General features: G+C 61.1%; 24 protein-coding genes. 8 read left to right on the forward strand and 16 right to left on the reverse strand.

Annotated features, from left to right (window positions below):
• Nucleotides 1-52 precede the first annotated feature (52 nt).
• Entirely contained in the window at nucleotides 53-886 is an 834-nt protein-coding gene (locus RIB87_RS05265; protein ID WP_350144265.1) for a bifunctional hydroxymethylpyrimidine kinase/phosphomethylpyrimidine kinase, read from the forward strand.
• Here RIB87_RS05265 and amt read toward each other — a convergent pair.
• The 4 genes from amt to RIB87_RS05285 all read right to left on the reverse strand — a co-directional run bounded on the left by amt (nucleotide 883) and on the right by RIB87_RS05285 (nucleotide 5757).
• Nucleotides 883-3042: an ammonium transporter gene (gene amt, locus RIB87_RS05270; RefSeq protein ID WP_350144267.1), complete on the reverse strand. Its 2160-nt coding sequence runs from the start codon at nucleotides 3040-3042 to the stop codon at nucleotides 883-885. The genes RIB87_RS05265 and amt overlap by 4 nt on opposite strands.
• Before the next feature lie 137 nt (nucleotides 3043-3179).
• Nucleotides 3180-4091, reverse strand: a complete 912-nt coding sequence (locus tag RIB87_RS05275) for a phytanoyl-CoA dioxygenase family protein (RefSeq protein ID WP_350144269.1) — start codon at nucleotides 4089-4091, stop codon at nucleotides 3180-3182.
• Nucleotides 4091-4651 carry a TetR family transcriptional regulator C-terminal domain-containing protein gene (locus tag RIB87_RS05280; protein ID WP_350144271.1) on the reverse strand — a complete coding sequence of 187 codons (561 nt, stop codon included), beginning with the start codon at nucleotides 4649-4651 and terminating at the stop codon, nucleotides 4091-4093. The genes RIB87_RS05275 and RIB87_RS05280 overlap by 1 nt, the downstream gene beginning before the upstream one ends.
• An 83-nt stretch (nucleotides 4652-4734) precedes the next feature.
• Nucleotides 4735-5757 carry an aspartate-semialdehyde dehydrogenase gene (locus RIB87_RS05285; RefSeq protein WP_350144273.1) on the reverse strand — a complete coding sequence of 341 codons (1023 nt, stop codon included), beginning with the start codon at nucleotides 5755-5757 and terminating at the stop codon, nucleotides 4735-4737.
• 206 nt (nucleotides 5758-5963) lie between these two features.
• Here RIB87_RS05285 and RIB87_RS05290 point away from each other — a divergent pair, with 206 nt between their 5' ends.
• Both RIB87_RS05290 and RIB87_RS05295 read left to right on the forward strand, forming a co-directional pair.
• Nucleotides 5964-6224 carry a hypothetical protein gene (locus RIB87_RS05290; RefSeq protein WP_350144276.1) on the forward strand — a complete coding sequence of 87 codons (261 nt, stop codon included), beginning with the start codon at nucleotides 5964-5966 and terminating at the stop codon, nucleotides 6222-6224.
• A gap of 9 nt (nucleotides 6225-6233) precedes the next feature.
• Nucleotides 6234-6536 carry a hypothetical protein gene (locus RIB87_RS05295; RefSeq protein WP_350144278.1) on the forward strand — a complete coding sequence of 101 codons (303 nt, stop codon included), beginning with the start codon at nucleotides 6234-6236 and terminating at the stop codon, nucleotides 6534-6536.
• Between the two features lie 3 nt (nucleotides 6537-6539).
• On the opposite strand, the gene leuB is transcribed toward RIB87_RS05295, so the two are convergent.
• The 10 genes from leuB to RIB87_RS05345 form a co-directional block, all read right to left on the reverse strand.
• Nucleotides 6540-7640, reverse strand: a complete 1101-nt coding sequence (gene leuB, locus RIB87_RS05300; protein WP_350144280.1) for a 3-isopropylmalate dehydrogenase — start codon at nucleotides 7638-7640, stop codon at nucleotides 6540-6542.
• A gap of 961 nt (nucleotides 7641-8601) precedes the next feature.
• Nucleotides 8602-9207, reverse strand: a complete 606-nt coding sequence (gene leuD, locus RIB87_RS05305) for a 3-isopropylmalate dehydratase small subunit (RefSeq protein ID WP_350144282.1) — start codon at nucleotides 9205-9207, stop codon at nucleotides 8602-8604.
• Between the two features lie 56 nt (nucleotides 9208-9263).
• A complete protein-coding gene (locus RIB87_RS05310) occupies nucleotides 9264-9869 on the reverse strand; it encodes a hypothetical protein (protein ID WP_350144284.1) in 606 nt (201 codons plus the stop codon).
• Nucleotides 9870-9880: 11 nt separating this feature from the next.
• Nucleotides 9881-11299: a 3-isopropylmalate dehydratase large subunit gene (gene leuC / locus RIB87_RS05315; RefSeq protein WP_350144286.1), complete on the reverse strand. Its 1419-nt coding sequence runs from the start codon at nucleotides 11297-11299 to the stop codon at nucleotides 9881-9883.
• 238 nt (nucleotides 11300-11537) lie between these two features.
• Nucleotides 11538-11930 carry a 50S ribosomal protein L19 gene (rplS, locus tag RIB87_RS05320; protein ID WP_350144289.1) on the reverse strand — a complete coding sequence of 131 codons (393 nt, stop codon included), beginning with the start codon at nucleotides 11928-11930 and terminating at the stop codon, nucleotides 11538-11540.
• Between the two features lie 31 nt (nucleotides 11931-11961).
• Nucleotides 11962-12699 carry a tRNA (guanosine(37)-N1)-methyltransferase TrmD gene (gene trmD / locus RIB87_RS05325; protein ID WP_350144291.1) on the reverse strand — a complete coding sequence of 246 codons (738 nt, stop codon included), beginning with the start codon at nucleotides 12697-12699 and terminating at the stop codon, nucleotides 11962-11964.
• Nucleotides 12686-13255: a ribosome maturation factor RimM gene (gene rimM, locus RIB87_RS05330; RefSeq protein WP_350144293.1), complete on the reverse strand. Its 570-nt coding sequence runs from the start codon at nucleotides 13253-13255 to the stop codon at nucleotides 12686-12688. The genes trmD and rimM overlap by 14 nt, the downstream gene beginning before the upstream one ends.
• A 6-nt stretch (nucleotides 13256-13261) precedes the next feature.
• A complete protein-coding gene (gene rpsP / locus RIB87_RS05335) occupies nucleotides 13262-13732 on the reverse strand; it encodes a 30S ribosomal protein S16 (RefSeq protein WP_350144295.1) in 471 nt (156 codons plus the stop codon).
• A 145-nt stretch (nucleotides 13733-13877) separates the two neighbouring features.
• Entirely contained in the window at nucleotides 13878-15464 is a 1587-nt protein-coding gene (gene ffh / locus RIB87_RS05340; RefSeq protein WP_350144297.1) for a signal recognition particle protein, read from the reverse strand.
• A gap of 595 nt (nucleotides 15465-16059) precedes the next feature.
• Nucleotides 16060-17232, reverse strand: a complete 1173-nt coding sequence (locus RIB87_RS05345; RefSeq protein ID WP_350144299.1) for a hypothetical protein — start codon at nucleotides 17230-17232, stop codon at nucleotides 16060-16062.
• 75 nt (nucleotides 17233-17307) lie between these two features.
• On the opposite strand from RIB87_RS05345, the gene RIB87_RS05350 reads away from it, so the two are divergent.
• Nucleotides 17308-17736, forward strand: coding sequence for a hypothetical protein (locus RIB87_RS05350; protein WP_350144301.1), 429 nt, complete (start codon nucleotides 17308-17310; stop codon nucleotides 17734-17736).
• Nucleotides 17737-17739: 3 nt separating this feature from the next.
• On the opposite strand, the gene RIB87_RS05355 is transcribed toward RIB87_RS05350, so the two are convergent.
• Nucleotides 17740-18582, reverse strand: coding sequence for a PIG-L deacetylase family protein (locus RIB87_RS05355; protein WP_350144303.1), 843 nt, complete (start codon nucleotides 18580-18582; stop codon nucleotides 17740-17742).
• A gap of 226 nt (nucleotides 18583-18808) precedes the next feature.
• Here RIB87_RS05355 and dapF point away from each other — a divergent pair, with 226 nt between their 5' ends.
• Genes dapF through RIB87_RS05375 form a run of 4 tightly spaced genes read left to right on the forward strand, consistent with a single transcriptional unit; the run spans nucleotide 18809 to nucleotide 22605 of the window.
• Complete coding sequence (gene dapF / locus RIB87_RS05360) at nucleotides 18809-19660, forward strand: diaminopimelate epimerase (protein ID WP_502943208.1); 852 nt, start codon at nucleotides 18809-18811, stop codon at nucleotides 19658-19660.
• Entirely contained in the window at nucleotides 19657-20931 is a 1275-nt protein-coding gene (mtaB, locus tag RIB87_RS05365; RefSeq protein WP_350144307.1) for a tRNA (N(6)-L-threonylcarbamoyladenosine(37)-C(2))-methylthiotransferase MtaB, read from the forward strand. The genes dapF and mtaB overlap by 4 nt, the downstream gene beginning before the upstream one ends.
• Nucleotides 20928-21956, forward strand: coding sequence for a signal recognition particle-docking protein FtsY (gene ftsY, locus RIB87_RS05370; protein ID WP_350144309.1), 1029 nt, complete (start codon nucleotides 20928-20930; stop codon nucleotides 21954-21956). The genes mtaB and ftsY overlap by 4 nt, the downstream gene beginning before the upstream one ends.
• Nucleotides 21957-21981: 25 nt before the next feature.
• Nucleotides 21982-22605, forward strand: coding sequence for a septation protein A (locus tag RIB87_RS05375; protein WP_350144311.1), 624 nt, complete (start codon nucleotides 21982-21984; stop codon nucleotides 22603-22605).
• 285 nt (nucleotides 22606-22890) lie between these two features.
• On the opposite strand, the gene RIB87_RS05380 is transcribed toward RIB87_RS05375, so the two are convergent.
• The gene (locus RIB87_RS05380) at nucleotides 22891-24042 is read right to left on the reverse strand and encodes a DUF2332 domain-containing protein (protein WP_350144313.1); all 1152 of its coding nucleotides are present in this window, start codon (nucleotides 24040-24042) and stop codon (nucleotides 22891-22893) included.
• Nucleotides 24043-24111 lie beyond the last annotated feature (69 nt).

The raw sequence follows: 24111 nt of genomic DNA on the forward strand, positions 1-24111 counted from the left end.
TATGTCCCAACCGTCAACCGCGCCAACCCGCACCAGAAGTACCGCCACTCCCATGAGCATTCTCGCCATATCCTCTCAGGTTGTTGCCGGGCATGTGGGTAACTCGGCGGCGCAGTTTGTGTTGCAGGTACTTGGGCATGATGTGTGGGCGGTGCCCACCGTGCTGTTGTCCCACCACCCGGGCCACGCCAGACCCGCAGGCCGCGCCACATCCGCCGATGAACTGGCAGCACTGCTTGCAAGCCTGACCGACGGAGGCTGGATGGAGAGTGTCAGCGCCGTAATGACCGGCTATTTCGCCTCGCCTCAGCAAACAGAAATTGCCGCTCAAACCATCCGCACCCTGACAACTGCACGGCCCGGCCTGCCGGTATTGATAGACCCGATCATCGGTGATGCCGACGAGGCAGGCACGCGGGTCTATGTTGCCGACGGCGTGCCTGAGGCTATCCGCGACACGCTGATGCCGCTCGCCACCATGACCACGCCCAATGTGTTTGAGTTATCAATACTCACGGACACGCCGTGGCCACTGCGCGACCCTTCAGCCATCTTCAAGGCCGCAATGGCACTGCCCGCCCCCGAAACCCTGGTGACATCTGTGCCCGGATCATCACCAGGCATGATCGCCAATCTGGCTTTTGACGGCAAAACCCTGACGAGGCACGAAACGCCAATGAGCCTTTCGCCGCCAAACGGCGTTGGCGATGTTACCGCCGCGGTCTATCTGGGCAATCGCCTAAAGGGTGTGCCCGTCAGCAAGGCTGCGGCGGCGGCAACCGGCACCGTCAGCGCACTGATTGCCCGCGCCAGGAATGACAATCTGCGCGAACTGCCCCTGATTGCGGGACGCGCTGATATTGTGGATGCATCGTCTGCCGGTTAGGCGGTGAGCGCGCCAACCTGTTTTTTCCGGGCCAGCACGCGGGCGTTGGGAAAGCGCAGCGTGATAGACGTGCCCTTGCCCGGCTCGCTGTTCACCACAAGCGTTGCCTGATGACTGCGTGCAAGCGCAGCCGTCAGCGGCAAACCAAGGCCGGTGCCGTCCGCCTTGAAAACTGTCGCATCGAGCGACAACTGCTGGAACGGCTCGAACGCGCGGGCAATGTCCTGGCGCGCAATGCCCACGCCCGTATCCGCCACTTCAAGCGCCAGCCGTCCGTCGGCCTCAAGCCGCGCCCGCAGCGCCACATGGCCACCCCTGGGCGTAAACTTCACAGCATTGGACACAAGGTTGATGACCATCTGCTTGAGCGCACGCTCATCGCCCACAAGCCACGGAAGGTCGGGTTCAATATCTACCTCAAACGTCAGCTCACCGCTTTCAGCGCGCGTGCGGATCATCCGCCCGCAGGCGTCCAGCACTGCCGCAATATCCAGCTCTTCTTCCGCCAGCTGATAGCTATCTGATTCAATCTTCGACAGGTCCAGAATATCGTTGATGATCGACAGCAGATGCGTACCAGAGTCGTGAATATCAGAAATATACTCTTTGTACTGCGGATTATCGACCGGGCCGAATATCTCGCCATTGATGATTTCTGAAAATCCGATGATGGCGTTAAGCGGCGTGCGCAGTTCATGGCTCATATTGGCCAGAAACTCCGACTTGGCGGCGTTCGCTGTTTCAGCCTGGTCGCGTGCGGTGCGCAACTGTTGTGCTGTTTGCTCGCGCGCCCTGATCTCGCCATCCACCTTGTCCAGTACCTGGTTGTACTGGGCGGCGATCTGTCCTGCTTCCGTATAGGGCTCCACCGGCACGCGCTGTGAAAAATCGCCGGTCTGGCGCTGCGTATCCATCGAGAAAATCAGATCGTGAATGGCCGTTGACGCCCCGTGCTCAGATGCATTGAGGCCAATGTGCTCGGCATGGGCCGACACCCGCAACGGCAAAAACACATTGATGACAGACAACACCGCGTAGCCAATGCCAAACGCATACACGCCCGCAACGGTCACGCCCAACGCCTGCACGCCAAGCTGTTCCATCCGCGTCAGACCGGTGCCCCACAGGGTCGCATCCCCTAAAAGTGCCACCGCAAGCGTGCCCCAGATGCCCGCCGCCAGATGCACCGGCACAGCGCTGACCGCGTCATCAATACGCATACGGATCAACAGCATCTGGCAGCCCAGCGCAATTGTTGCACCAATACCGCCAATCAAAATCGCCGAGCCCACAGTCACTACATGCGCTGACGCCGTAATGGCCACAAGACCCGCCAGCACGCCGTTGAGCGTATCAACTGCGTTGGGCGCGCCCCGCCTGCTCCATGTGAGTGCCATGGCAACAGCACCACCGGCGGCAGCCGCAATCAGCGTATGCACCATGATGTGCGGCACGGAGGCGTTCATCGCCAGCGTTGAGCCGCCATTAAACCCGAACCAACCAACCCACAGCAAGAACATGCCAAACACCGCAACCGGCGTGTTGTGGGACTCGGTCGCTTTGCTGTTTTCATCAAACCGTCCAAGACGCGGCCCGATGATGAGCACTGCTGCCAACGCCACCCAGCCGCCAATGCTGTGCACAACAGTGGACCCGGCAAAATCAATGAAGCCCATGGCCTGCAGCCAGCCCATCTGGGTATCAATGCCAAATCCGCCCCACGCCCAGTGACCAAACACCGGATAGATGCACGCGCTCAGCACAAGCGCGGTCAGCAGATAACCGCGAAAACTCATCCGCTCGGCCACAGCACCCGACACAATGGTGGTGGCCGTCCCGCAGAATGCGAGCTGGAAAAAGAAAAACGCCATAAGCCAGGCAGCGCTTGCCCCCGATGTATTGCCCGGATCAAAGAAGAAGAACGACGTACCGATGACGCCAGACGCCGTGGCGCCAAACATCAGCCCGAAGCCGACAGCCCAGAACGCAAGACTGGCGACACAAAAGTCAGCCACATTTTTGACGGCAACGTTGATGGAGTTTTTGGCGCGAACGAGACCTGTCTCAAGGCAGGTGAAACCTGCCTGCATGAGCAGCACAAGAACGGTGCAAACCAACAGCCATATGGTGTTGTCGGTAACGGCAGGATCGCCCATGCCACTCTCATTACGCTGTACTAAACACAATAGGGTTCAGCAAAAGAGCATGGCAGGAGAAGGTTAAGATTGGCGCAACGCACGAAAAAAGACGTCCGTATGCGATATATCTTAACGCGCGTTTACACTTCGCATGGTCATGACCGGTCAAGCGGCACGAAAGACGGCACATCGCCTTCCAGCTTGTCCATGATCTTCTTTGCGGTTGGCGCTTCGCGCGGCAGGCGGCCAAGGGCAAGCTCAGGTGGCACGGTATCAGGGATATCCGGGTTGGGCTGCGGCGGGCTGAAATAGCCCAGCGCGTAAGAGCCCATCGTGTATCCCAGCAGTTCCTGCAGAGCCGGGTCCAGCGTGCGCGCCACATCCGGCGGGCACGACAGATACTGGTTTTCCTCCGTGCGCAACCAACCCAGACAATAAGTGATGTTCATGCCGACCCGCGGTGCCGACGATCTGTTTTCACCGCCGCCATGGATCACCGAGCCCGTGTACAACAGCACCGAGCCACGCGGCATTACTGCCTGACAAACCTCGTGCGGTTCCGCCTCGCGGGCCTCGTCCCAGGTGTGGCTGCCGGGAACAACCTGCGTGGCACCGTTCTCGACCGTGAAATCCGTCAGTGCCCAGATGGTATTGAACTGGGGTTCGATGTCAGGAAGGTAGCCGCCCCATGCCAGCCGGTCCCGGTGCAACGGCTGCCTGCCTTGCCCCGGCAACAACCGTATGAGTTGTGTCAGGTGCAACTGGATGCGGTCACAGTAGGGCAATAAGAACGCGTTGGCCGCCTCAAGCACGGTCGCATTCATCACAGCTTCGCGGCACGCAGGCGAACGGGCCACCAGCGCGCCGGTGCGGGTGGTGTTGTGGCCGGTAAACGCGTCATTGCCCTTTGCCGACAAGTCCATGAGCGGCTGCGTTTCAGCATCAACGCGCGCAAACAGCGCGTCGTCCATGAGGCCGGTCAAAATCATTGCACCATCGCGGGCCATGATGGTGGCAATGTCATCCTGCGTTGCCGTGGCGGCATCAAGGCTGGTGAGCTGTGGCATCAGGTCATCTCCGTTCGGGAAGGTGTATGCGCATTCATGAGGGGATCAATGAGCGCTGCAAGCGTGGCGCGCATCCGCGTCATGGGCCAGGCGTCCGGCTCCATGCACACGCGCACAGCCACGCCATCAACGGCGGCAATAATGGCGTCTGCCACAACGGGGGCCGCCGCGACACCGCGCTGTTCAAGGTCAAGGCGCAGCACGTGTGAAATAGCCTCATAGGCAACGCGGTGGCGGGTGCGGAAAACCGGATCACTGACGCCACGCCCCCAGAACTGCAGGAACACGCGCCATTCGCGCGCGCTGTGTTCGTCATGCGGCAGATATGTCAGCGCCTGCTCCAGCAGCGTCTGCCCACCCGTGCCGCCGACACGCAGCAACGTGCGTGCGCACACCTCGTCAAAAGCTGCCAGCAACACCTCGTCCTTGTTGCTGAGATAGTGGGTAACAGCCCCCGTGGTCAGCCTGGCGGCGCGCGCCACATCCACCAGCCGCACGCTGTCCAGCCCCTGCGCATCAATGGCGGCAATCGCCGCATTGGCAAGCTGGGACCGGCGCAAATCATGATCGACCTGTTTTGGCATAACCGTGATTATATAAAAATCCGCCGACGTGTAAAGAGGCGGGCTTTGCGGATTTTGAGCTAGGCCACCTTCGCCAGATACTTCGTGTTCAGCACTTCGGCGATCTGCACGGCATTGAGCGCTGCTCCCTTGCGCAGATTGTCAGACACTACCCACAGCGCCAGACCGTTTTCAACGGTCGGGTCCACCCGGATGCGGCTCACAAACGTCGCAAAATCGCCCACGCACTCAACCGGCGTCACGTAGCCGCCGTCCTCACGCTTATCCACCACAAGAATACCGGGAGACTCGCGCAGCACCTTGCGTGCCTGCTTGTCGGAAATCGGCCTGGCAAACTCGATGTGCACCGCTTCGCCGTGCCCCACAAACACCGGCACCCGCACAGACGTCGCCGTCAGCTTGATCTTCGGGTCAAGAATCTTTTTCGTCTCAACCGTCATCTTCCACTCTTCGGTGGTGTAGCCGTCCTCCATGAAGTCACCGCCATGGGGAATGACGTTGAACGCAATCTGCTTGGGATAGATTTCGCGCGTAATCGGATCACCCACAAACACAGCCCGCGTCTGGTTGAACAGCTCGTCCATCGCGTCCTTGCCGGTGCCCGACACGGACTGATAGGTGGAGACAACCACCCGCGTGATCTGCGCCAGATCGTGCAGCGGCTTGAGCGCCACCACAAGCTGCGCCGTCGAGCAATTGGGATTGGCGATGATGTTTTTCTTGGTGTAACCCGCAATCGCGTCCGCATTCACTTCGGGCACAATCAGGGGCACATCCGGGTCCATCCGCCAGGTGGACGAATTGTCGATAACAACCGCGCCCGCTTTGGCAATCTTGGGCGACCATTCCTTCGAGACGCTGCCGCCCGCCGACATCATCACAATGTCGGTGCCGGAAAAGTCATAATTTTCCAGCGACTGGCACTTGAGCTTGCGGTCGCCATACGACACTTCCCGGCCCTGACTGCGGCGCGAGGCGATGGCCACAACTTCGGTGGCGGGAAACTGGCGCTCTTCAAGAATGTTGAGCATCTCGTGGCCCACATTGCCCGTGGCACCCACAACGGCGACTTTCAAACTCATATAATCCAATCCTGTTTCGAGCCTTGGTTTTGGCCCCAATTTGGGCGGTGTATATCTCATTACACCCTGTATCAGTCAATGAAAGCGGCACCCGCACTGCCACATGGCAGACCCGCGCCTTCATCCGCGCCGACATATGGCATGTCGCCGTCATATGCTACGCTTGCCCAGCGCGGGGGTGGATAAGTCACTTGGAAAGGTGCCCGATGTCACCACTCAACTTCAGCGTTCCGGCCACGATCTGTATTCTGGCCCTGACGCTTTCAGGCTGTGCCGGCGACCGCCAAAGCGAGATTGCCGCACAAAATGCAGCCGACCATCAAAACTGCCTCGAACTTGGCTTTGAGGAAGGCACGGAAGCCTACGGCAACTGCCGCCTCAAGCTGCGCGAGATTCGCGCCGCCGAGCGCCGCCATGACTCAGGCGGAAACTTTGGTGTCGGCATCGGCATTGGCATCGGCCTTTAGGAGCGGATCATGAAAAACCGTTTCACCTCACCAGCGCTTGCCGTGTGTGCCTTGCTGCTGTTGACCGCCTGCGCCACGCCCGAACAACGGGCACAACACGCCCAGGCCGTGCTCGCCGCCGACAAGGCAGAATGCAGCAAACTTGGCTTCACCCCTGACACGGAAGCCTTCAGCACCTGCCTGTTGAAGCTGCGCGAGATACGGGCTGACGAACGCCTGGCACTGGAACAGCGCCGCGCCACCAACCGATATTATTTCGGCCCGCACTGGCCGTGGCTCTACAATCGCGGCTACCGCAACCGGCACTGGTAATGGCTAAGACGCCATCTCTTCCACAACGGCGCGGCCCATCTGCGAGGTGGAGACCTTGGTCATGCCGTCCTGCATGATGTCGCCTGTCCGAAGACCCTTGTCGAGCACCGACGTTACAGCGCCTTCAAGCAGGTCGGCCGCCTCACCCATGTTAAACGAATAGCGCAGACACATGGCAAGGCTGGAGAGCATGGCAATCGGGTTGGCAATGCCCTGACCCGCAATGTCAGGGGCGGACCCATGCACCGGCTCATACAGCGACTTGCGCTTTCCATCCGCACCCGGAGCACCCAGCGAAGCCGATGGCAACATGCCAAGAGAACCCGTCAGCATGGCCGCCACATCCGACAGCATGTCGCCAAACAGATTGTCGGTGACAATCACATCAAACTGCTTTGGCGCGCGCACAAGCTGCATACCGCCCGCGTCTGCCAGCATGTGCGACAACTGCACATCTCCATAGTCGCGGCGATGCACATCGCTCACCACGTCGTGCCACAGCACGCCGGATTTCATCACATTGCGTTTTTCCATGGAGCACACCCGGTTGTCGCGCGTGCGCGCCAGATCAAACGCCACAGCGGCAATGCGCTCAATCTCGTAGGTGTCATACACCTGCGTATCGATGCCGCGCTTCTGGCCGTTTTCAAGCTCGATGATTTCCTTCGGCTCACCAAAATACACCCCGCCCGTCAGTTCACGGACGATCAGGATATCGAGCCCTTCAACCAGTTCCTTTTTGAGGGAGGACGCCTCCGCCAGCGCGCCGAAACATATCGCCGGGCGCAGATTGGCGAACAGCTCCATATCCTTGCGCAGCCGCAACAGACCCGCTTCGGGCCGCACATCATAGGGCACATCGTCCCACTTGGGACCGCCCACAGCGCCGAACAAAACCGCGTCGGCCGCCATGGCGCGCGCCATGTCGTCGTCAGAAATCGACTGGCCGTGCGCGTCATAGGCCGCGCCGCCCACAAGGCCTTCTTCAACCTCGAATGATGTCAGCCCCTGACTGTTCATCCACTCAATCGCCCGGCGCACTTCCGCCATCACTTCAGGGCCAATGCCATCGCCGGGCAGCAGGAGAATGTTCTGGGTGGTCATCAGCGTCGGGCCTCCGAAGGATATTTTTGACAGTGCGCGAGGTTCCTAGCAGGGACATGGGGCAAGCGCCACCACCCTTGCACCGAGCGCTGAACAAAGCGTGGGGCGGGCACATAAAATGCAATGAAAAACCGTCGGCGCTGTCACCCCACCCCGGCCCTCCCCATCAAGGGGAGGGAGAACATGCCACGTTCCTCCCCTCCCCCTCGTGGGGAGGGGCCGGGGGTGGGGGGAAACAAAAATCACAGCACTGCAAGCCGCACATCCCCCAATGAGACGCAACGGTAAAAAGTGGGTGGCAGGAGCGCTGCCCTGAGGCAGCATGTCCGTTCTGTCGCAACATCAACAGGCGTGTCGGCCGCCCTGTGGGGCAAGCGCTCCTGCGCGGATGGTCTTAGGCGCCAGCCGTTTCCACCGGCGCGGCTTGGGTGTTACCCGCACCGCCCGGCGCAACATTTGTAACCGGTCTAGCCCTCGTAGGGGACGCGAGAACCGCCGGGATGCCTATGGACATAGGCATCAGCAAGACTGTCACCGCCGTATCCGCCAGCGCCCGTTAATCGCTGGCCCGCGCTGCATGGTCCTGATCCTTGTCCCGATCGGACAGGCCACACACGCTCAACGGCATCCGCCCCCGCACCCAGCACCCGGACGGACCGGACTGCCCACAAGCGCGAGGCATACCGCCAAGTATGAGGGGGTGCGGGAGACCGTGGATAACTTTTTTTGATTTTTTCGGGACGCACGCCCCAACACCACGTACCGCACTACAAATAGAGGTGCAGCCGACACCACACACCGCCCATCCTCCGGCTTGACCGGAGGACCCATCTGGCTCTCCGCTCCCACCCTCCGCATGGCCCCTCCGGTCAAGCCGGAGGGTGGCGAAAGAGAGTGGGTGAAAAGGGTGGCTAAAAAGAGTGGGGGAAGGGGTGAGTAGCGAAGTCCGCAGCCGTCGCCGTCAGACCCAGCTACGCGCCGCCTTGTCCTTGCCTTCGAACGCATCAATCGCGTCGGCCTGCTGCATGGTGAGGCCGATGGCGTCCAGCCCGTTCAGCAGGCAATGCTTGCGGAAGGCATCAATCTCGAACTTGATCGTGCCGCCGTCCGGGCCTTTGATCTCCTGAGCCTCAAGATCAACCGACACAACCGCGTTGGCGCCGCGCTCGGCATCGTCCATCAGCTTGTCCACGTCCGCCTTGGGCAGAACAATCGGCAAAATGCCGTTCTGGAAACAGTTGTTGTAAAAAATGTCCGCGAACGATGTGGAGATGATGCAGCGAATGCCAAAATCCATCAGCGCCCATGGCGCGTGCTCGCGCGACGAGCCACAGCCGAAGTTGTCGCCCGCCACCAGAATTTTGGCGTCGCGATAGGCCGGCTGGTTGAGCACAAAATCCGGCAACTCCTTGCCGTCATCGCCATAGCGCATCTCGTCAAACAGATTGACGCCCAGCCCGGTGCGCTTGATCGTTTTCAAAAACTGCTTGGGAATGATCATGTCGGTATCGACATTGGTGATCGGCAGCGGCGCCGCAACGCCCGTGAGTTTGTCGAATTTATCCATTCCGCATTCCTTTTGACCAAAAAGATAAGATGGTCGTCACAGAGCTACTGCGCGTTCTATGACAACATCCAAAGGGTTTCATAAACATCGGAAGCGGCTTCAACGTACTGAGCGGCAGCGCTCGATGAAATGTTAGCTTTCGACTCATGGACTGCACGATTTCGGAGGGCGTTTAGTTCTTTGAGAGCCGGGATAACTGAATCGGGAACGAGCCCTTGGTTCGCAAGCCGCCCTATCACTCTTGCAGTCGGAAGGTATTTCTCACCAGCTTGCAGCACCCCGGGGAACTCGCGGATCTGCTCATCAACGTACTTCCAAGCCTGTACTACAGCCATATCGGGATGGGTGTTCACAAGCGGTATCAATGCAAGAAACTTGTCTTCTTGAAGCGAGCCTCGGGCCTTTAGAGTTTTTTCGCCCTCCTTCGCAGTTGTGACCGTCGAAAGCACCTCTCTCGCCTCTTCGCTGACTTTGTCGGTAGCCTCACCAAATGTCAGTTCGGTGCCTTTGTGGCGGAGTGAAGTAATGCGGCCAAGCAGTTCCGCTATGTGCGATTTAAGCAGGATCACGACGATAACTATCGCGACAGGCCACGCTAGTAGCCCCATCAACTCCACGAACAATCGGGCAAGTTCGACAAGAAGCTCTTGAGTAGTGCTCAAAAAGGCCCCCCCTACTTCACATCCCGAATATCAACAAAGTGCCCGGCAATCGCCGCTGCTGCCGCCATCGCAGGCGACACAAGATGTGTCCGTCCGCCGCGGCCCTGACGGCCTTCGAAATTGCGGTTGGAGGTGGAGGCGGCGCGTTCGCCCGGCGCCAGCTTGTCGGCATTCATGGCGAGGCACATGGAGCAGCCCGGCTCGCGCCAGTCGAAGCCTGCTTCGATCAGCACCTTGTCGATGCCTTCAGCTTCCGCCTGCTCCTTCACAAGACCTGAGCCCGGCACAACCAGTGTGCGCACGCCGGGTTTCACCTTCTTGCCTTTGGCGACTTCGGCGACGGCGCGCAAATCCTCGATGCGGCCATTTGTGCATGAACCGATGAACACCGTATCAACCGCCACGTCGGTCATTTTGGTGTTGGGCTTGAGCCCCATATAGGCCAGCGCACGCTCGACGGAGCGGGCTTTGTCCGCGTCTTCAATTGTGGCGGGGTCCGGCGTCATGCCGGTGACCGAAACCACGTCCTGCGGGCTGGTGCCCCAGGTGACGATTGGGGCCAGATTGTTGACGTCCAGCGTGATCTCGCGGTCAAACTTTGCGCCTTCATCAGACGGCAGCGAACGCCAGTAGGCTTCCGCAGCATCCCACGCAGCGCCTTGCGGCGCACGCGGACGGCCGCGGAAATAATCAATGGTCTTGTCGTCAGGCGCGATCAGCCCGGCGCGCGCGCCGCCTTCAATCGTCATGTTGCAGACGGTCATGCGGCCTTCCATGGACAGCGCGCGAATGGCCGGGCCGGCAAACTCAATCACGTAGCCCGTGCCGCCGGCTGTGCCGATCTCGCCGATGATGGCCAGAATAATGTCCTTGGCGGTGAGGTACTCCGGCAGCGTGCCTTCCACATTGACCCGAAAGTTTTTGGCTTTCTTCTGGATCAGCGTTTGCGTGGCCAGCACATGCTCAACTTCCGACGTGCCGATGCCATGCGCCAGCGCACCGAACGCGCCGTGCGTGGACGTATGACTGTCGCCGCACACAATGGTGGTGCCCGGCAGCGTAAAGCCCTGTTCCGGCCCGACGATATGCACAATGCCCTGCCGCTTGTCTGTCATCGGCAGATACTCGATGCCGAACTCCTTGCAGTTGGCTTCCAGCGTATCTACCTGGATGCGGCTTTCCTCATCCGCAATGCCCTGCGACCGATCCGTGGTCGGCACGTTGTGGTCGGCCACGGCCAGCGTCTTTTCAGGACGGCGCACGGTGCGGCCGGTCATGCGCAGGCCCTCAAAGGCCTGCGGGCTGGTGACCTCATGAACAAGATGCCGGTCGATATACAGCAGGCCCGTGCCATCCTCGCGGGTTTCCACGTTATGGGCGTCCCAGATCTTGTCGTACATCGTCCGTGGACTGTCAGTGGGTGCGGACATCGCCATGCTTCCTTCTTCGTTGATCGTCACGGCGCATATATAAATGCCGCCGCCGCGCAATTACACCGCGCGGCCAGTGTGGGTTTCACCCTCGCCCCTCTTGTCATCCCGGACTTGATCCGGGATCCAGAGCAACCCGCCAGAGCAACCCGCCAGAGCGTCGCCGTGCTGCTCTGGGCCCCGCGATCAAGTCGCGGGGAAGCAGGCATGTGGGGCGAGCGACGAACCCAAAAGCGCCTTAGGCTTTCTTCTTGCCCTTGGGGCCGTTCTTGTGGTCCACCCGCTCGGCGATACGTGCCGACTTGCCGCGACGACCGCGCAGGTAATACAGCTTGGCGCGCCGCACTTTACCTGTCCGCACCAGCTCGATTGAATCAATCAGCGGCGAGTGGATGGGGAACACGCGCTCCACACCTTCGTTGTACGAAATCTTCCGTACAGTGAAGTTTTGATGCAGACCGTCGCCGGAGCGCGCAATGCACACACCTTCATAGGCCTGGATACGCTCGCGCGAGCCTTCCACAACCTTCACGTTGACGCGCACGGTGTCGCCGGGGCGAAAATCAGGAACTTTCTTGTTTTCGCTCAGTTTCGCTGCCTGTTCGGCATTGATGGTTTCGATGATGTTCATGGGATAAACCCTCGTTTCTTTCGTCGTTCTTCTAGTGATCTACAGATGGACGCGCTGTTGGCGCGCCCGCTTGTTTATGCGTGTAGGCCGCCCACAAATCAGGCCGGCGTTCTTTCGTGATGCGCTCGGCCTGCTGTCGCCGCCAGTCACGCACATTTTCATGGTGGCCGGAGGTCAGCACCGCCGGAATGTCCATGCCGTCAAACTGCTGGGGCCGCGTGTAGTGCGGGTATTCCAGCAGGCCATTTTCAAAACTCTCGTCGTCGCCCGAAGCCTCCGCCCCCATCACGCCCGGCAACAGCCGCACGCAGGCATCAATCATGGTCAGCGCCGCCGCCTCACCGCCCGACAGAACAAAGTCACCCAGCGACACCTCAAGGCCCGGCCGGGTTGCAAACACCCGCTCGTCCACACCTTCAAACCGTCCGCACACAAACTTTGCGCCGGGGCCGGACGCAATCTCGCGCACGAGGCTTTGCGTCAGCGGCACACCGCGCGGCGTCATATACACCAGCGGGCCTGGCTGATCCGCACACGCATCAATCGCTGCCGATACCACGTCAGCCCGCATCACCATGCCCGGCCCGCCGCCCGCGGGCGTGTCATCCACCGTGCGGTGCTTGTCCAGCGCATGGTCGCGGATGTTGCGCGCATCCAGCGCCCACCTGCCCTCATCCAGCGCGCGGCCCGCAAGGCTTGCCCCCAGCGGCCCCGGAAACATCTCCGGATACAGCGTCAATACGGTTGCAGTCCAGCTAGGCGTCGTCATCGGGCGCCTCACTTTCTGCGTCATCAAGCAGACCGACAGGCGGCACACACACGATGCGGCGCGCGGCAATATCAACCTCAGGACACACCGCGCGCGTGAACGGCACCAGCAAGGATTTACCCGCGCCGACCTCGTCACTGCGCAGAACGTCTAAAAGATCGCCCGCACCAAAATCGTGAACGGCAGTCACCCGTCCAATCTCCTTGTTGTGCTCATCCACCAGCACGCACCCCACAAGGTCCGCATGGAAATAAGCCTCTTCACCGTCTTCGTCCGGCTCGGCCTCGCCGAGCGCTGAACGCGGCACATAAAGGCGGGTGCCTTTAAGCGCCTGTGCCTGATCGCGGTCTGTGACCCCATCAAGCTTTGCAACCATGCCACCTTTGACCGGCTGCTTGACGGTCAGCGTGAAACGCCGCCCGTCTTCCGTATGCACCTGCCCGTAGTCTGCAACCGCTGCCGGGTCGCCCGTGAATGTCTTGATCTTTACGTCGCCGCGCACCCCGTGGGCACCGGCAACCGCGCATAACAAGACATCAGTGGGCGCAACAGCCATCGGCCTTTAAGACGCTGCTTTTTCTTCGCCGCCTTCATCAGCAGCAGCTTCTTCAGCAGCAGCCTCTTCAGCCGGAGCCTCTTCGGCAGGTGCTTCTTCTGCAGGTGCCTCTGCCGCAGCCTTGGCAGCTTCAGCCGCGTCTTCCTCGGCAATGCGCTTGGCTTCGATGCGCTCCAGCGCCTTCTTGCCCGGCTTGCCCTTGTTGGGGTTGTTGCGGGCTTCGCGCTTGACCACGCCTTCACCGTCCAGCAGACGCGACACGCGGTCCGTTGGCAGGGCACCCTGGCTCAGCCAGTATTTGGCACGATCAACGTCCAGCTTGAGGCGCGACGCATCGTCCTTCGCCAGCAGCGGGTTCAGCGTACCGATCTTTTCAACAAAGCGGCCATCGCGCGGGCTGCGCACGTCTGCCACCACAATGCGGTAGAACGGACGCTTCTTGGCGCCGCCACGGGCAAGCCTGATTTTCAAAGCCATTAAAGTAGTCTCCTTCAAGTTTGTCTCTTGGTGCCGGGGCGCTTGATGGCCGCCGACAAGTTTCATTAATCCGTGTACGTCAAAAATCCGAACTGCTTCTTCTTTGCTTGTTCTTTGCCCGGATCAATTTCTCAAATCCCTAAACTCACTTCTTCTTGGCGCCACCTGACCCGGGAAGCGATCCGCCCCCCAGACCCGGCAACCCGCCAGATGCTCCGGGCAGTCCGCCGCCCATGCCGCCCATGCCGCCCAGCGGCCCGCCAAGGCCACCCATGCCGCCGCCCATACCGCGACCCATGCCACCGGGAGGTGTCACGCCGGGGGGAAGGCCGCCGCCGCCTGAGCCGCCAAGCGCACCCATCAGGGCAGCCATACCTTTTTTGCCGCCCTTCCTGCCCATCATCTTGAACACGTCGGCCATCTGCCGGTGCATCTTCAAAACGCGGTTCACTTCCTGAACCTGCGTGCCCGAACCTTTGGCCACGCGCTTCTTGCGGCTGGCATTCAACACCTTGGGGTTACGCCGCTCAGCTTTGGTCATCGACGAAATGATCGCGCCCTGACGCTTCAACACGCCGTCATCCATACCGGCGGCGTCCATCTGCTTTTTGGCCTTGCCCATGCCGGGCATCATTGCCATCACGCCGGACATGCCGCCCAGCTTCGACATCTGCTTCAACTGCTCCGCCAGATCATCCAGGTCGAACTGACCTTTTTTCATGCGGGCGGCCATCTTCTCGGCCTGTTCAGCGTCCAGCGTCTCGGCGGCTTTTTCCACCAGCGACACCACATCGCCCATGCCCAGAATGCGCCCGGCGATCCGCTGCGCGCGGAACACTTCCATCTCGTCCAGCTTTTCGCCGGTGCCCAGCAGCTTGATCGGCTTGCCGGTGACAGCACGCATGGAGAGCGCAGCCCCGCCGCGCCCGTCGCCATCCGCGCGGGTCAGCACAATGCCGGTCAGCCCCACACGTTTGTTGAACAGGTCTGCCGTCGTCACCGCGTCCTGACCCGTCAGACTGTCAGCGACCAACAAAATCTCGTGCGGATTGGCGGCAGCCTTGATCTGGGCCATCTCGGCCATCAGCGCTTCGTCAACCGACAGGCGACCCGCCGTATCCAGCATCACAACGTCATAGCCGCCCAGCCGCCCGGCCTGCATGGCGCGCCGCGCAATCGCCACCGGGTCCTGCCCGGCAACGATGGGCAGCGTATCAATGCCCGCCTGCTCGCCCAGCACGCGCAACTGCTCCTGCGCGGCAGGCCGCCGCACATCAAGCGATGCCATCAGCACCTTGCGCTTGGCCTTGTCGCGCAGCCGGATCGCAACCTTGGCGGTGGACGTGGTTTTGCCCGAGCCCTGAAGCCCCACCATCATCACCGGCACCGGCGCGGGCGCATTGAGATCAATACCCGCCATATCGTCCGGCGAGCCGTCTTCGGCCACGGGCTCATCGCCCTGCCCGCCACCGGCAAGCATCGCGATCATCTCGTCATGGACGATCTTGATAACCTGCTGGCCCGGCGTCACCGAGCGCAACACTTCCTGACCGACCGCGCGCTCCGTCACTTTTTTGATGAAGTCGCGCGCCACCGGCAGCGCCACATCCGCCTCAAGCAGCGCCCGGCGCACCTCACGCATCGCCTCGGAGACATCTTTCTCCGACAGCGCCCCGCGCTTGGTCAGCCCCTCAAATATGGAGCCCAGACGATCCTGAAGGGTCTCAAACATTTAGACGAAAAATCCGCAGTTTTAAGCCATTTTCCCGCAAAACAGCCCCCACATCCGTTCAGCCAAACCAAAAACGCACCCGTGGGCGCAACGCGCTGACGGGTGGCGACGTGCGGGGGCGAAAGCCCCGCTGGCCGAAGGAGACAGGAGATGTCTCAGGAATTGAGGGAGGTTTTAGGGGGAAACGGGGTGGGTGGTCAAGGGATGCGGAACAAGGGCGCTAACATCCCGCTCGCCTACACCAAGCACCGAGTGGAGTCATGCAAGAGTGCATAGTAGATGTGCATAAAAGCGGGGATTATAGCCGATTTCGACAGATAAATACTACGGATGCAATGAAGCATCCGAAATAAAAAGGATGCAATTATGCAACTAGTATTTATAGAGTACATATTATGCGGCTACGTCGCCTACTATACAGTGTTAGACCATAATGGAGATACTTGCATAGAAGTCTACCACTCAGCGGGAAGCTTTGTGTATAGGCTTGAGCCAGTCCCGTCAGTGGAACTGCTTTCCAGAATCCCAGATGAAATAACTTAATCACAGGCTCAGCGTCGCAGGTTTAAAGATATCAATCGCAAGCACCGACATACTAAATGACCTGAGACCCATTTGGTCCCGCATTTGAATGACGTGTCTGTCGCAATGGAGACAGACAATGCGGAAGAGCAAATTCGTCACGCCAGCCCGCCAGCATCTCATCGGCGCTCGCACGCTCCTCACTGGTCAACCGCCCCATCGCCTGTTCAACCTCTGCCGCCACGGGCTGCCCAAAATCTTGGGCCAGTGAGAGAAACACAAGCGCCGCCATCCGCTCATCACGGGCCGACATATCCTCAAACACCGGCGCTAGCTCCCCGGCGAGCGCCAGCCTGCCGATGCGCGCCATGGCCTGCGCATGCCCTTGCGTGGCGGCCGTATAGAGGTCACCAATGCCCTGGACCACAAGACGTGTGCCGTCAGGATCAGGCGCCGCCCATTTGTGAGCCAGCTCGTAGTCCAGCGCCCGTTGCGCCTTCAGGTAGGCGATGCGCGGCTGCGGCACCGCGAAGGGTGCAGCTACCAACAGGTCAGCAACAAGGTCGCCGTGCGGTCCGGTTGCGCCGATGCCGATATGCTCGACCAGATCAGCGACCTCAGTTGCACAGGTCTGTGCCCTGTCGTTCCACGCACCCTGACGCCAGCGCTCACCGACGGGCTGTAGCCGTGCCTCCAGCGCAGGCCAGTTCGGGCCACCGTAACCGGTCATCACCGGGTCGCACCCAAGGGTCAGCCACACTAGCTTAGGCCGCAACGCAAACCCGATGCCGGGATATGCGCTTTGGTATTCATAGTCGTCCGCGCCGGGCAGCCACGGTTGCAGGCCCAGCAAAAGAAGAGCGGCCCGGCGAACCGGTCCCGGCCAGGTATCGCGCGCGTTTGCCGCGCGCGCTGATCGTGCCAGCACATCGTCTCGCGTCTGCGGCAAACTGCCGATCAGCCAGTTGGCCTTGTCGGCGGCAACCAGGTCATCGGCGCCGCACGGGCTTCCATCCGCCAGAAACAGCCGGTCAAACTCACCAAAAGCCTCCGGCACATCGGCATCTATGGCCGCAGCCAGAACACCGGCAGCCTGCACACAGTCCTGTGCTGCCAGCGCATCCGACAGATGTACCCGCCAGTCCGGCGCCGCAGGCATATGCGACCGCCACAGCGCGACAGCCAACAGGCTGATGACCACCGCCAGCAGTGCGAGCGCGCCAAAACCAAGTTGTCTCAGCCGCATACTTATCCCCGCCCGAAAGCCCGCCCGTAAAATGGGCCTGCAACTCCCCTCAACCTTACTGGGCAGACATCAACAATGCACCTTGAAACCCGTTCCAACGACGCGCTGTGCCGTGACCTGCGGTCAGACGGCATGCGCTTGAACACCGAAATGAACATGCTCTATGCGCGGCACAGAAGCGCTGAAAGCCAGCGAAATGCGCTTGACCGTCAACTCGTCACGCTGCGCGGCGACCTTGCAGAGGTTGCAAGAGACATCACCCAACTGGCGAGACCCAGTCGCCCCACAATGCGGCCTGGCATCTTTGGGGTTGTGCCCGGCGGCATTCAGTTGCTGCACCTGAAAAACCAAGAGAACAGTCTCAAAAGCCAGATAGCCGCAGTGAGCGCGCAACGGTTGACCGCCATCAGGGCGATGAACGACTTCATGAGTGAGATCACGCGCAAAGAACGTGAACAGGCAGATATCGGGACCCGACGAGCAGCACTAGGGTGTGGCGATTAACCCTCACTCCACCGCCTCGACAAAGTAAAACTCCTTGTCGAAGAACGCGTACAGCACGTTGGCGGGCACGGCATAGACGCACTGCACATAGTCGCGCTGGCTGGCGTGGATGTCCCAGCCGCGTTGTTTGATGCGGGCGTCGCCGGGCATCGAGTGAGTTGGCGCGGGCTGGTTGTCGGCCACGAACCGGCCGCGCTCACCGCCCAACCGCTGCATGATGCCGCGCGGCATCAGCGTGTAGGCGATGTGTTTGGGGCCGCGATACACATGAATGCCCTCAAACTGTTTGACGGCGTGCTGCACGGCGAGGCCGATGCGCATGTGGTCTGTGTGGCCCGTCGCGCCGCTTTCAGGCCAGAACGTCACCACCAGATCAGGCTCATGGCGATGAAACGCCCTGACAATATCTGCAACCAGCGCCATGAACGGCACGCGGGTTTCAAGCCCGCCGTCAGGCATGTTCCAGACTTCCTGCGCGGTAACGCCCAGCGCGTAGCCGTTTTTCAGAACTTCAGCCGTGCGGATGATGCCAAGCTCGGCCTGCCGCGCCACCTGCGGCCGCTGCGAGCCTGCTTCACCGCGCGTGGCGGTAATCATCGAGACATCCGCACCGCCCTCAATGGCCTTTACAATGAGCCCCGCCACAAGCTGCTCGTCATCCGGGTGGGCAACCACCACCATCACCCGCTTGGCGCCCAGCTCGCCCGCCAGCGACAGCACATGGGCAACGCCGGGCTCCTCAAACAGCGCATCCAGCCAGACCACACCGACCATCGCCGCCAGCAAGGCCGCTGCGCCGAGAACCGCGCCAAGCATTGCACCGATGCGCCCCAGAGTTTTCAGCACGGCTTATCCCCCACTTGTTGCCGCCCCGCGGCTTGACCGCGGGGTCCAGAGCACCACGCTACGCCCTCAAGGGCAGCCCCTGGGCCCCGCGGTCGAGCCGCGGGGAAGCAGAACATCCTGAAATATGCCTCCCCGCGGCTCGACCGCGGGGGCCAGGGCAGCACGGTACAAAACCAATGCAGCCTGTTTCTGGCATTTCCACTCCAAAAGCGCCATATAAGCGCCCATGAAGGTGCAGTTTCACAAAATGAACGGTCTGGGCAACGAGATCGTGGTGATTGACGCGCGCGCAGGCAACCTCGCGCTCGACGCCGATGCTGCACGCCTGATCGGCAACCCCGCCACCGGCCCCGGCTGTGACCAGATCATGGTGATTGAACCCGGAAAAAGGGGTGCGGACGTCTGGACCTCGATCTGGAACAATTCTGGCGAGGAAGTGGAAGCCTGCGGCAACGGTGCGCGCTGTGTGGCGGCGTATCTTCATCGTGACGGCATCACCGGCCCCATCACCATGGGCACGCTGGGCGGCACCGTGGTGGCAACCGATGCGGGCAACGGCAACATCACCATAGACATGGGCGCACCGCGCTTCGACTGGCGCGATATTCCGTTGGCGGAGGAAATCCGCGACACCCGCGCCATCGAGCTGCAGATCGGCCCGATAGATGCGCCCATTCTGCATTCGCCATCAGTCGCCAATGTGGGCAACCCGCACGCCGTCTTCTGGGTAGATGACCCTGAGCGGTTTGACCTCGAAAAGATCGGCCCGATGCTGGAGAACCACCCGATGTTCCCCCAGCGCGCCAACATTTCGCTGGCACACGTGATTGACCGCGCCACCATCCGCACCCGCGTGTGGGAGCGCGGTGCGGGCGCAACGCGCGCCTGCGGCACAGCGGCCTGCGCCATCGCCGTGAGTGCCGCGCGCACCGGCCGCACCGGCCGCGACGTCACCGTGCATCTGCCCGGCGGCCCGCTTCACATTGCGTGGCGCGAAACCGACGACCACATCTTGATGACCGGCCCCACCGAGTTTGAGTTTTCAGGCGACATTGACATCGCCGGAGTGCCCGCATGAGCACACACCCCCGCGAACCACACATCGTCACCTTTGGCTGCCGTCTTAACGCCTATGAGAGTGAAGTCATCCGCGACCATGCCCGCGCAGGCGGCACCGACAACGCGATCATTTTCAACACCTGCGCCGTCACCGGCGAGGCCGTGCGTCAGGCCCGTCAGGCCATCCGCAAGGCGCGCCGCGATCATCCGGATGCGGAAATTATAGTCACCGGCTGTGCGGCGCAGATTGAGCCTGAAACATTCGCGCAGATGCCCGAAGTGTCGCGCATCGTCGGCAACGCGGAAAAAACCAGCGCCGAAACCTTCATGCGCGGCACCAACGCGCCGCGCGTCAACGTGTCAGACATTATGCAGGTGCGCGAAACAGCAGGCCACCTGATTGCAGGCTTTGAAGCCCGTGCCCGCGCCTTTGTGGAAGTACAAAACGGCTGTGACCATCGCTGCACGTTCTGCGTCATTCCGTTCGGGCGCGGCAATTCACGCTCGGTGGCGGCGGGCGAGGTTGTGACGCAAATCCGCCAGCTTGTGGAAAACGGCACCCAGGAAATTGTGCTCACCGGCGTTGACCTGACGTCGTGGGGCGGCGACCTGCCGGGCACTCCGCCTCTGGGCAACCTCGTGCAGCGCATCCTGAAGCTGGTGCCGGAGTTGCCGCGCCTGCGCCTGTCGTCGATTGACTCGATAGAAGCCGACCCGGACCTGATGCGTGCCATCGGCGACGAAGACCGCCTGATGCCGCATCTGCATTTGTCGCTGCAACACGGCCACGACATGATCTTGAAGCGCATGAAGCGCCGTCACAGTCGCGCCGACGCCATCGCCTTTTGCGACGAAGCCCGTCGCCTGCGCCCCGACATCGCCTTTGGGGCCGACATCATGGCCGGCTTTCCCACCGAAACCGACGAGATGCACGTCGCCAATCTCTCGCTGATTGAAGCGTGTGACCTCAGCCATGTGCATGTGTTTCCCTATTCGCCCCGCCCGATGACGCCCGCCGCCAAAATGCCACCGGTTGACGGCGCCACCATCAAGAGCCGCGCAGCCCAGCTTCGCGTCCGAGGCACGGCAGCACTTGCAGCGCGGCTCGACATGCATATTGGTCACACCGTGCGCCTGCTGGCCGAACGCCCCACTGAGGGGCACACGGACGATTTTTCTGCCGTGCGCCTGAACCACGCCGTACAGCCCGGCAGCATTCTGGAAGCGCAGGTCACATCGCGTGACGGCACAACGCTTGTGGCAACCCCCAAGGCATCTGTTGCCGCATGAGTGACCACCAAACCAAAGCACCGCGTATCATTGAAACGGGCAGCACCGCGCCCCAGCCAGATGCCACGCCACAAAAGCGCGGCCTGTTCAAGCGGCTGGCGGAGGGCCTGAGCCGCTCCACCTCAAGCATGACCACCGGCATCGCCACCGTGTTCACCAAGCGCAAGCTGGACGGGGCCACGCTGGAGGAACTTGAAGACCTGCTGATCCAGGCAGATCTTGGCCTTGAGACCGCCACCCGCATCACTGACGCTGTGAGCGAGGGCCGCTACGACAAGCAGGTGGACGAACGCGAAGTGCGCGACATCGTGGCCGCCGAAGTATCAAAAGTGCTCACCCCGGTTGAAGCGCCCATTGTTCTCGACGGCACGCACACGCCGCATGTCATTCTGGTTGTCGGCGTCAACGGCACCGGCAAGACCACCACCATCGGCAAACTCGCAAAGCTCATCAGCGCGGCGGGAAAGTCGGTCGTGCTTGGCGCGGGCGATACATTTCGAGCCGCCGCCATCGACCAGCTTAAAATCTGGGGCGAACGCATCGGCGCGCCTGTGGTGGCGCGCGAAGTCGGTGCAGATTCAGCCGGCCTTGCCTTTGATGCCATCGCCAAAGCGCAGGACCTCGGCGCTGACGTTGTGATGATCGACACCGCCGGACGCCTGCAGAACAAGTCCGAGCTGATGTCTGAACTCGAAAAGGTCGTGCGCGTCATAAAAAAGCGCGACGATACCGCCCCGCACACGGTGTTGCTGGTGCTCGACGCCACCACCGGGCAGAACGCGCTCAACCAGGTTGAGGTGTTTACCCGCGCCGTCGGCGTCACGGGTCTGGTGATGACCAAGCTCGACGGTACGGCGCGCGGCGGCATTCTTGTGGCGATTGCCGAGAAAACAAAACTGCCCGTTCACGCAATCGGGGTTGGCGAAGGTGAAGATGATCTGCAACCCTTCGTGGCACGCAACTTTGCCCGCGCCATCTCTGGCCTGGATGAAGAGCCAGCGCTGAACGAAGACGAAGCTGAATGAAGATGAAAATGTCAGGACGTAAAGCATGAGTGACGCTGCTGATCGAAAAGAACCCATGAGCCCGCTGGTGCGCATGGCCGTGGAGATCGGCCCGCTGGCGGTGTTCTTCATCGCCAACAACCGGTTCGACATTTTCACCGCGACAGCCGCCTTCATGGTGGCCATCACCATTTCGCTGGCCGTGTCATGGGTATTAGCCCGCCACATCGCCACGATGCCGCTGGTCACCGGCGTGTTCGTGCTCGTGTTCGGCGCGCTGACGCTTTACCTGAACGATGATCTATTCATTAAAGTGAAGCCGACGCTGGTCAACGGCCTGTTCGCCGCCATTCTGTTTGCCGGACTGTTCTTTGGAAAGTCGCTGCTCAAGGTCGTGTTTGACGGCACGTTCCGGCTGACGCCCGAAGGCTGGCGCAAGCTCACCTGGCGCTGGGCAATTTTCTTCGTATTTCTGGCCGTGCTCAACGAGGTCATCTGGCGCAATTTTTCAACTGACTTCTGGGTCAGCTTCAAACTGTTCGGCAATGTGCCCATCACCATGATCTTCGCCATTGCGCAGGTGGGTCTGTTGCAACGCTACGCCCTGCCCGAGCCCAAAACGCCAGAGGAAGAAGAAGCCGAAGCCGAACGCCAGCGCGAAACCCTGTAGCGCGGTCTCTTACTCGCTTCTCAAAACCACCCCCCCCCCAACTGCCTCCCCGCGACTCGATCGCGGGGCCCAGGGGCTGCCATGCACGGCGTGCGCTCCCGCTCTGGACCCCGTGGTCAAGCCACGGGGAGGCAACATTTGCGGAGGGAGACGAACCACCCCGCAACTGCTTCCCCGCGACTCGATCGCGGGGCCCAGGGGCTGCCATGCATGGCGTGCGCTCCTGCTCTGGGCCCCGTGGTCAAGCCACGGGGAGGCAAAAAGAGTGGGGGGGAGACCTAACGCCTAGTCGAACACCTGCACCAGTTCCGGGCTCTCCACCGGTGTGCCATCGTCCCAGCCGCGCCAGGCAATCTGCGTGCCGTGGGGGTGAGAGTCAGCAAGAATACGGGTGTCGCATTTGCCGTTGCCGCGCCAGATCGCCAGCACAACGCGCATGGGTCTGTTGTTAGCCTCCGGCTCAAGACGAAGCCAGGCAAATGGCGCCTCTACGGTGGCCATCTCACCCGCCTGCACAATTGCCGCATAGGCACGCGCCTGCACGTCTTTGGGCATGTACTGCCACATCACCGAATGCAGCACGCATCTCACCTGATTGGGCACCGGGTCCGTGCCACCCAACACATCTTCAAGCCAGACATCCGCCGAGGCATCTTCAACGACAGGCTTCACGTCCTGCGCAATGGCGATGGCCGCCTCAAGCCGCGACAGCCGCTGCGCCATGTCAGCCCAGATGTAAGAGCGCACTTTTAGGGCATTGTCGGGGTTCAAAATATCAATCGGCGCGGCATCGCAGGCGCGCCGCGCGGCAATGGTGAGCGAGGCTTCTACGGGCGGCCGCACTGACGTGTTCCACTGCGGTGAGACATGGCAAGGGGACGTCTCGTCACCCCACGCGGCATCCCCAAATTGGTAATAAAACCGGTCCAGCCCCTGCAGCAGACCGGCGCTTGCGCCAAGCTCAAAGGTTGCAATCGGCATCTGGGTCAGGCGTGCCAGCTCCAGCAAGCCGGGCATCAGCGCACCCGCACGCGCTACTTCGTTGGTCTGCGGGGGCTGCGTGACATAGGCCTTTGTAAAGTCCGCATGCGCAGCAAAGGCCTCAAGCGCAAGCGCCCAGACGCCGTCCGGTTTGCCATTGCCGTCGCATGACGGGTAATGCGCGGCCAGCGCTGATGCAGTGTCACCAAGTGCAGTGCCACCAAGTGCAAGAGCGTGCGCGCAACCCAAAAAGCGCAACGGCAACACATCCGTTGATACATCACCTGCCGTCTTGCCGGTCCACCACGGCATGTACCGCGATATAAAATCGTCCCCGTTGGCCAATGCGTCCGCCGATTGATCCATCAATGCGCCGGAAAAAGGAGACCCCAGCAAATGGCACCACTCTGCCTGCTTGGAAAACCCCTGCGATAAAGCCTGAAGACGATCACTCATAGTCACGCTCCGTTTTAAACCCTGCCAGCCGAGGGCGCGCAAACGGTGGGGAAAAAGCGACATGCGAGA

This window comes from Pyruvatibacter sp. (assembly GCF_040219635.1).
Classification (GTDB): Bacteria; Pseudomonadota; Alphaproteobacteria; order CGMCC-115125; family CGMCC-115125; genus Pyruvatibacter.

Coding starts and splice junctions, on each gene's coding strand:
- RIB87_RS05265 (WP_350144265.1), top strand. CDS start 53: ATGAGCATTCTCGCCATATCCTCTCAGGTTGTTGCCGGGCATGTGGGT.
- amt (WP_350144267.1), bottom strand. CDS start 3,042: ATGGGCGATCCTGCCGTTACCGACAACACCATATGGCTGTTGGTTTGC.
- RIB87_RS05275 (WP_350144269.1), bottom strand. CDS start 4,091: ATGCCACAGCTCACCAGCCTTGATGCCGCCACGGCAACGCAGGATGAC.
- RIB87_RS05285 (WP_350144273.1), bottom strand. CDS start 5,757: ATGAGTTTGAAAGTCGCCGTTGTGGGTGCCACGGGCAATGTGGGCCAC.
- RIB87_RS05290 (WP_350144276.1), top strand. CDS start 5,964: ATGTCACCACTCAACTTCAGCGTTCCGGCCACGATCTGTATTCTGGCC.
- RIB87_RS05295 (WP_350144278.1), top strand. CDS start 6,234: ATGAAAAACCGTTTCACCTCACCAGCGCTTGCCGTGTGTGCCTTGCTG.
- leuB (WP_350144280.1), bottom strand. CDS start 7,640: ATGACCACCCAGAACATTCTCCTGCTGCCCGGCGATGGCATTGGCCCT.
- leuD (WP_350144282.1), bottom strand. CDS start 9,207: ATGGATAAATTCGACAAACTCACGGGCGTTGCGGCGCCGCTGCCGATC.
- leuC (WP_350144286.1), bottom strand. CDS start 11,299: ATGTCCGCACCCACTGACAGTCCACGGACGATGTACGACAAGATCTGG.
- rplS (WP_350144289.1), bottom strand. CDS start 11,930: ATGAACATCATCGAAACCATCAATGCCGAACAGGCAGCGAAACTGAGC.
- trmD (WP_350144291.1), bottom strand. CDS start 12,699: ATGACGACGCCTAGCTGGACTGCAACCGTATTGACGCTGTATCCGGAG.
- rimM (WP_350144293.1), bottom strand. CDS start 13,255: ATGGCTGTTGCGCCCACTGATGTCTTGTTATGCGCGGTTGCCGGTGCC.
- rpsP (WP_350144295.1), bottom strand. CDS start 13,732: ATGGCTTTGAAAATCAGGCTTGCCCGTGGCGGCGCCAAGAAGCGTCCG.
- ffh (WP_350144297.1), bottom strand. CDS start 15,464: ATGTTTGAGACCCTTCAGGATCGTCTGGGCTCCATATTTGAGGGGCTG.
- RIB87_RS05345 (WP_350144299.1), bottom strand. CDS start 17,232: ATGCGGCTGAGACAACTTGGTTTTGGCGCGCTCGCACTGCTGGCGGTG.
- RIB87_RS05350 (WP_350144301.1), top strand. CDS start 17,308: ATGCACCTTGAAACCCGTTCCAACGACGCGCTGTGCCGTGACCTGCGG.
- dapF (WP_502943208.1), top strand. CDS start 18,809: ATGAAGGTGCAGTTTCACAAAATGAACGGTCTGGGCAACGAGATCGTG.
- mtaB (WP_350144307.1), top strand. CDS start 19,657: ATGAGCACACACCCCCGCGAACCACACATCGTCACCTTTGGCTGCCGT.
- ftsY (WP_350144309.1), top strand. CDS start 20,928: ATGAGTGACCACCAAACCAAAGCACCGCGTATCATTGAAACGGGCAGC.
- RIB87_RS05375 (WP_350144311.1), top strand. CDS start 21,982: ATGAGTGACGCTGCTGATCGAAAAGAACCCATGAGCCCGCTGGTGCGC.
- RIB87_RS05380 (WP_350144313.1), bottom strand. CDS start 24,042: ATGAGTGATCGTCTTCAGGCTTTATCGCAGGGGTTTTCCAAGCAGGCA.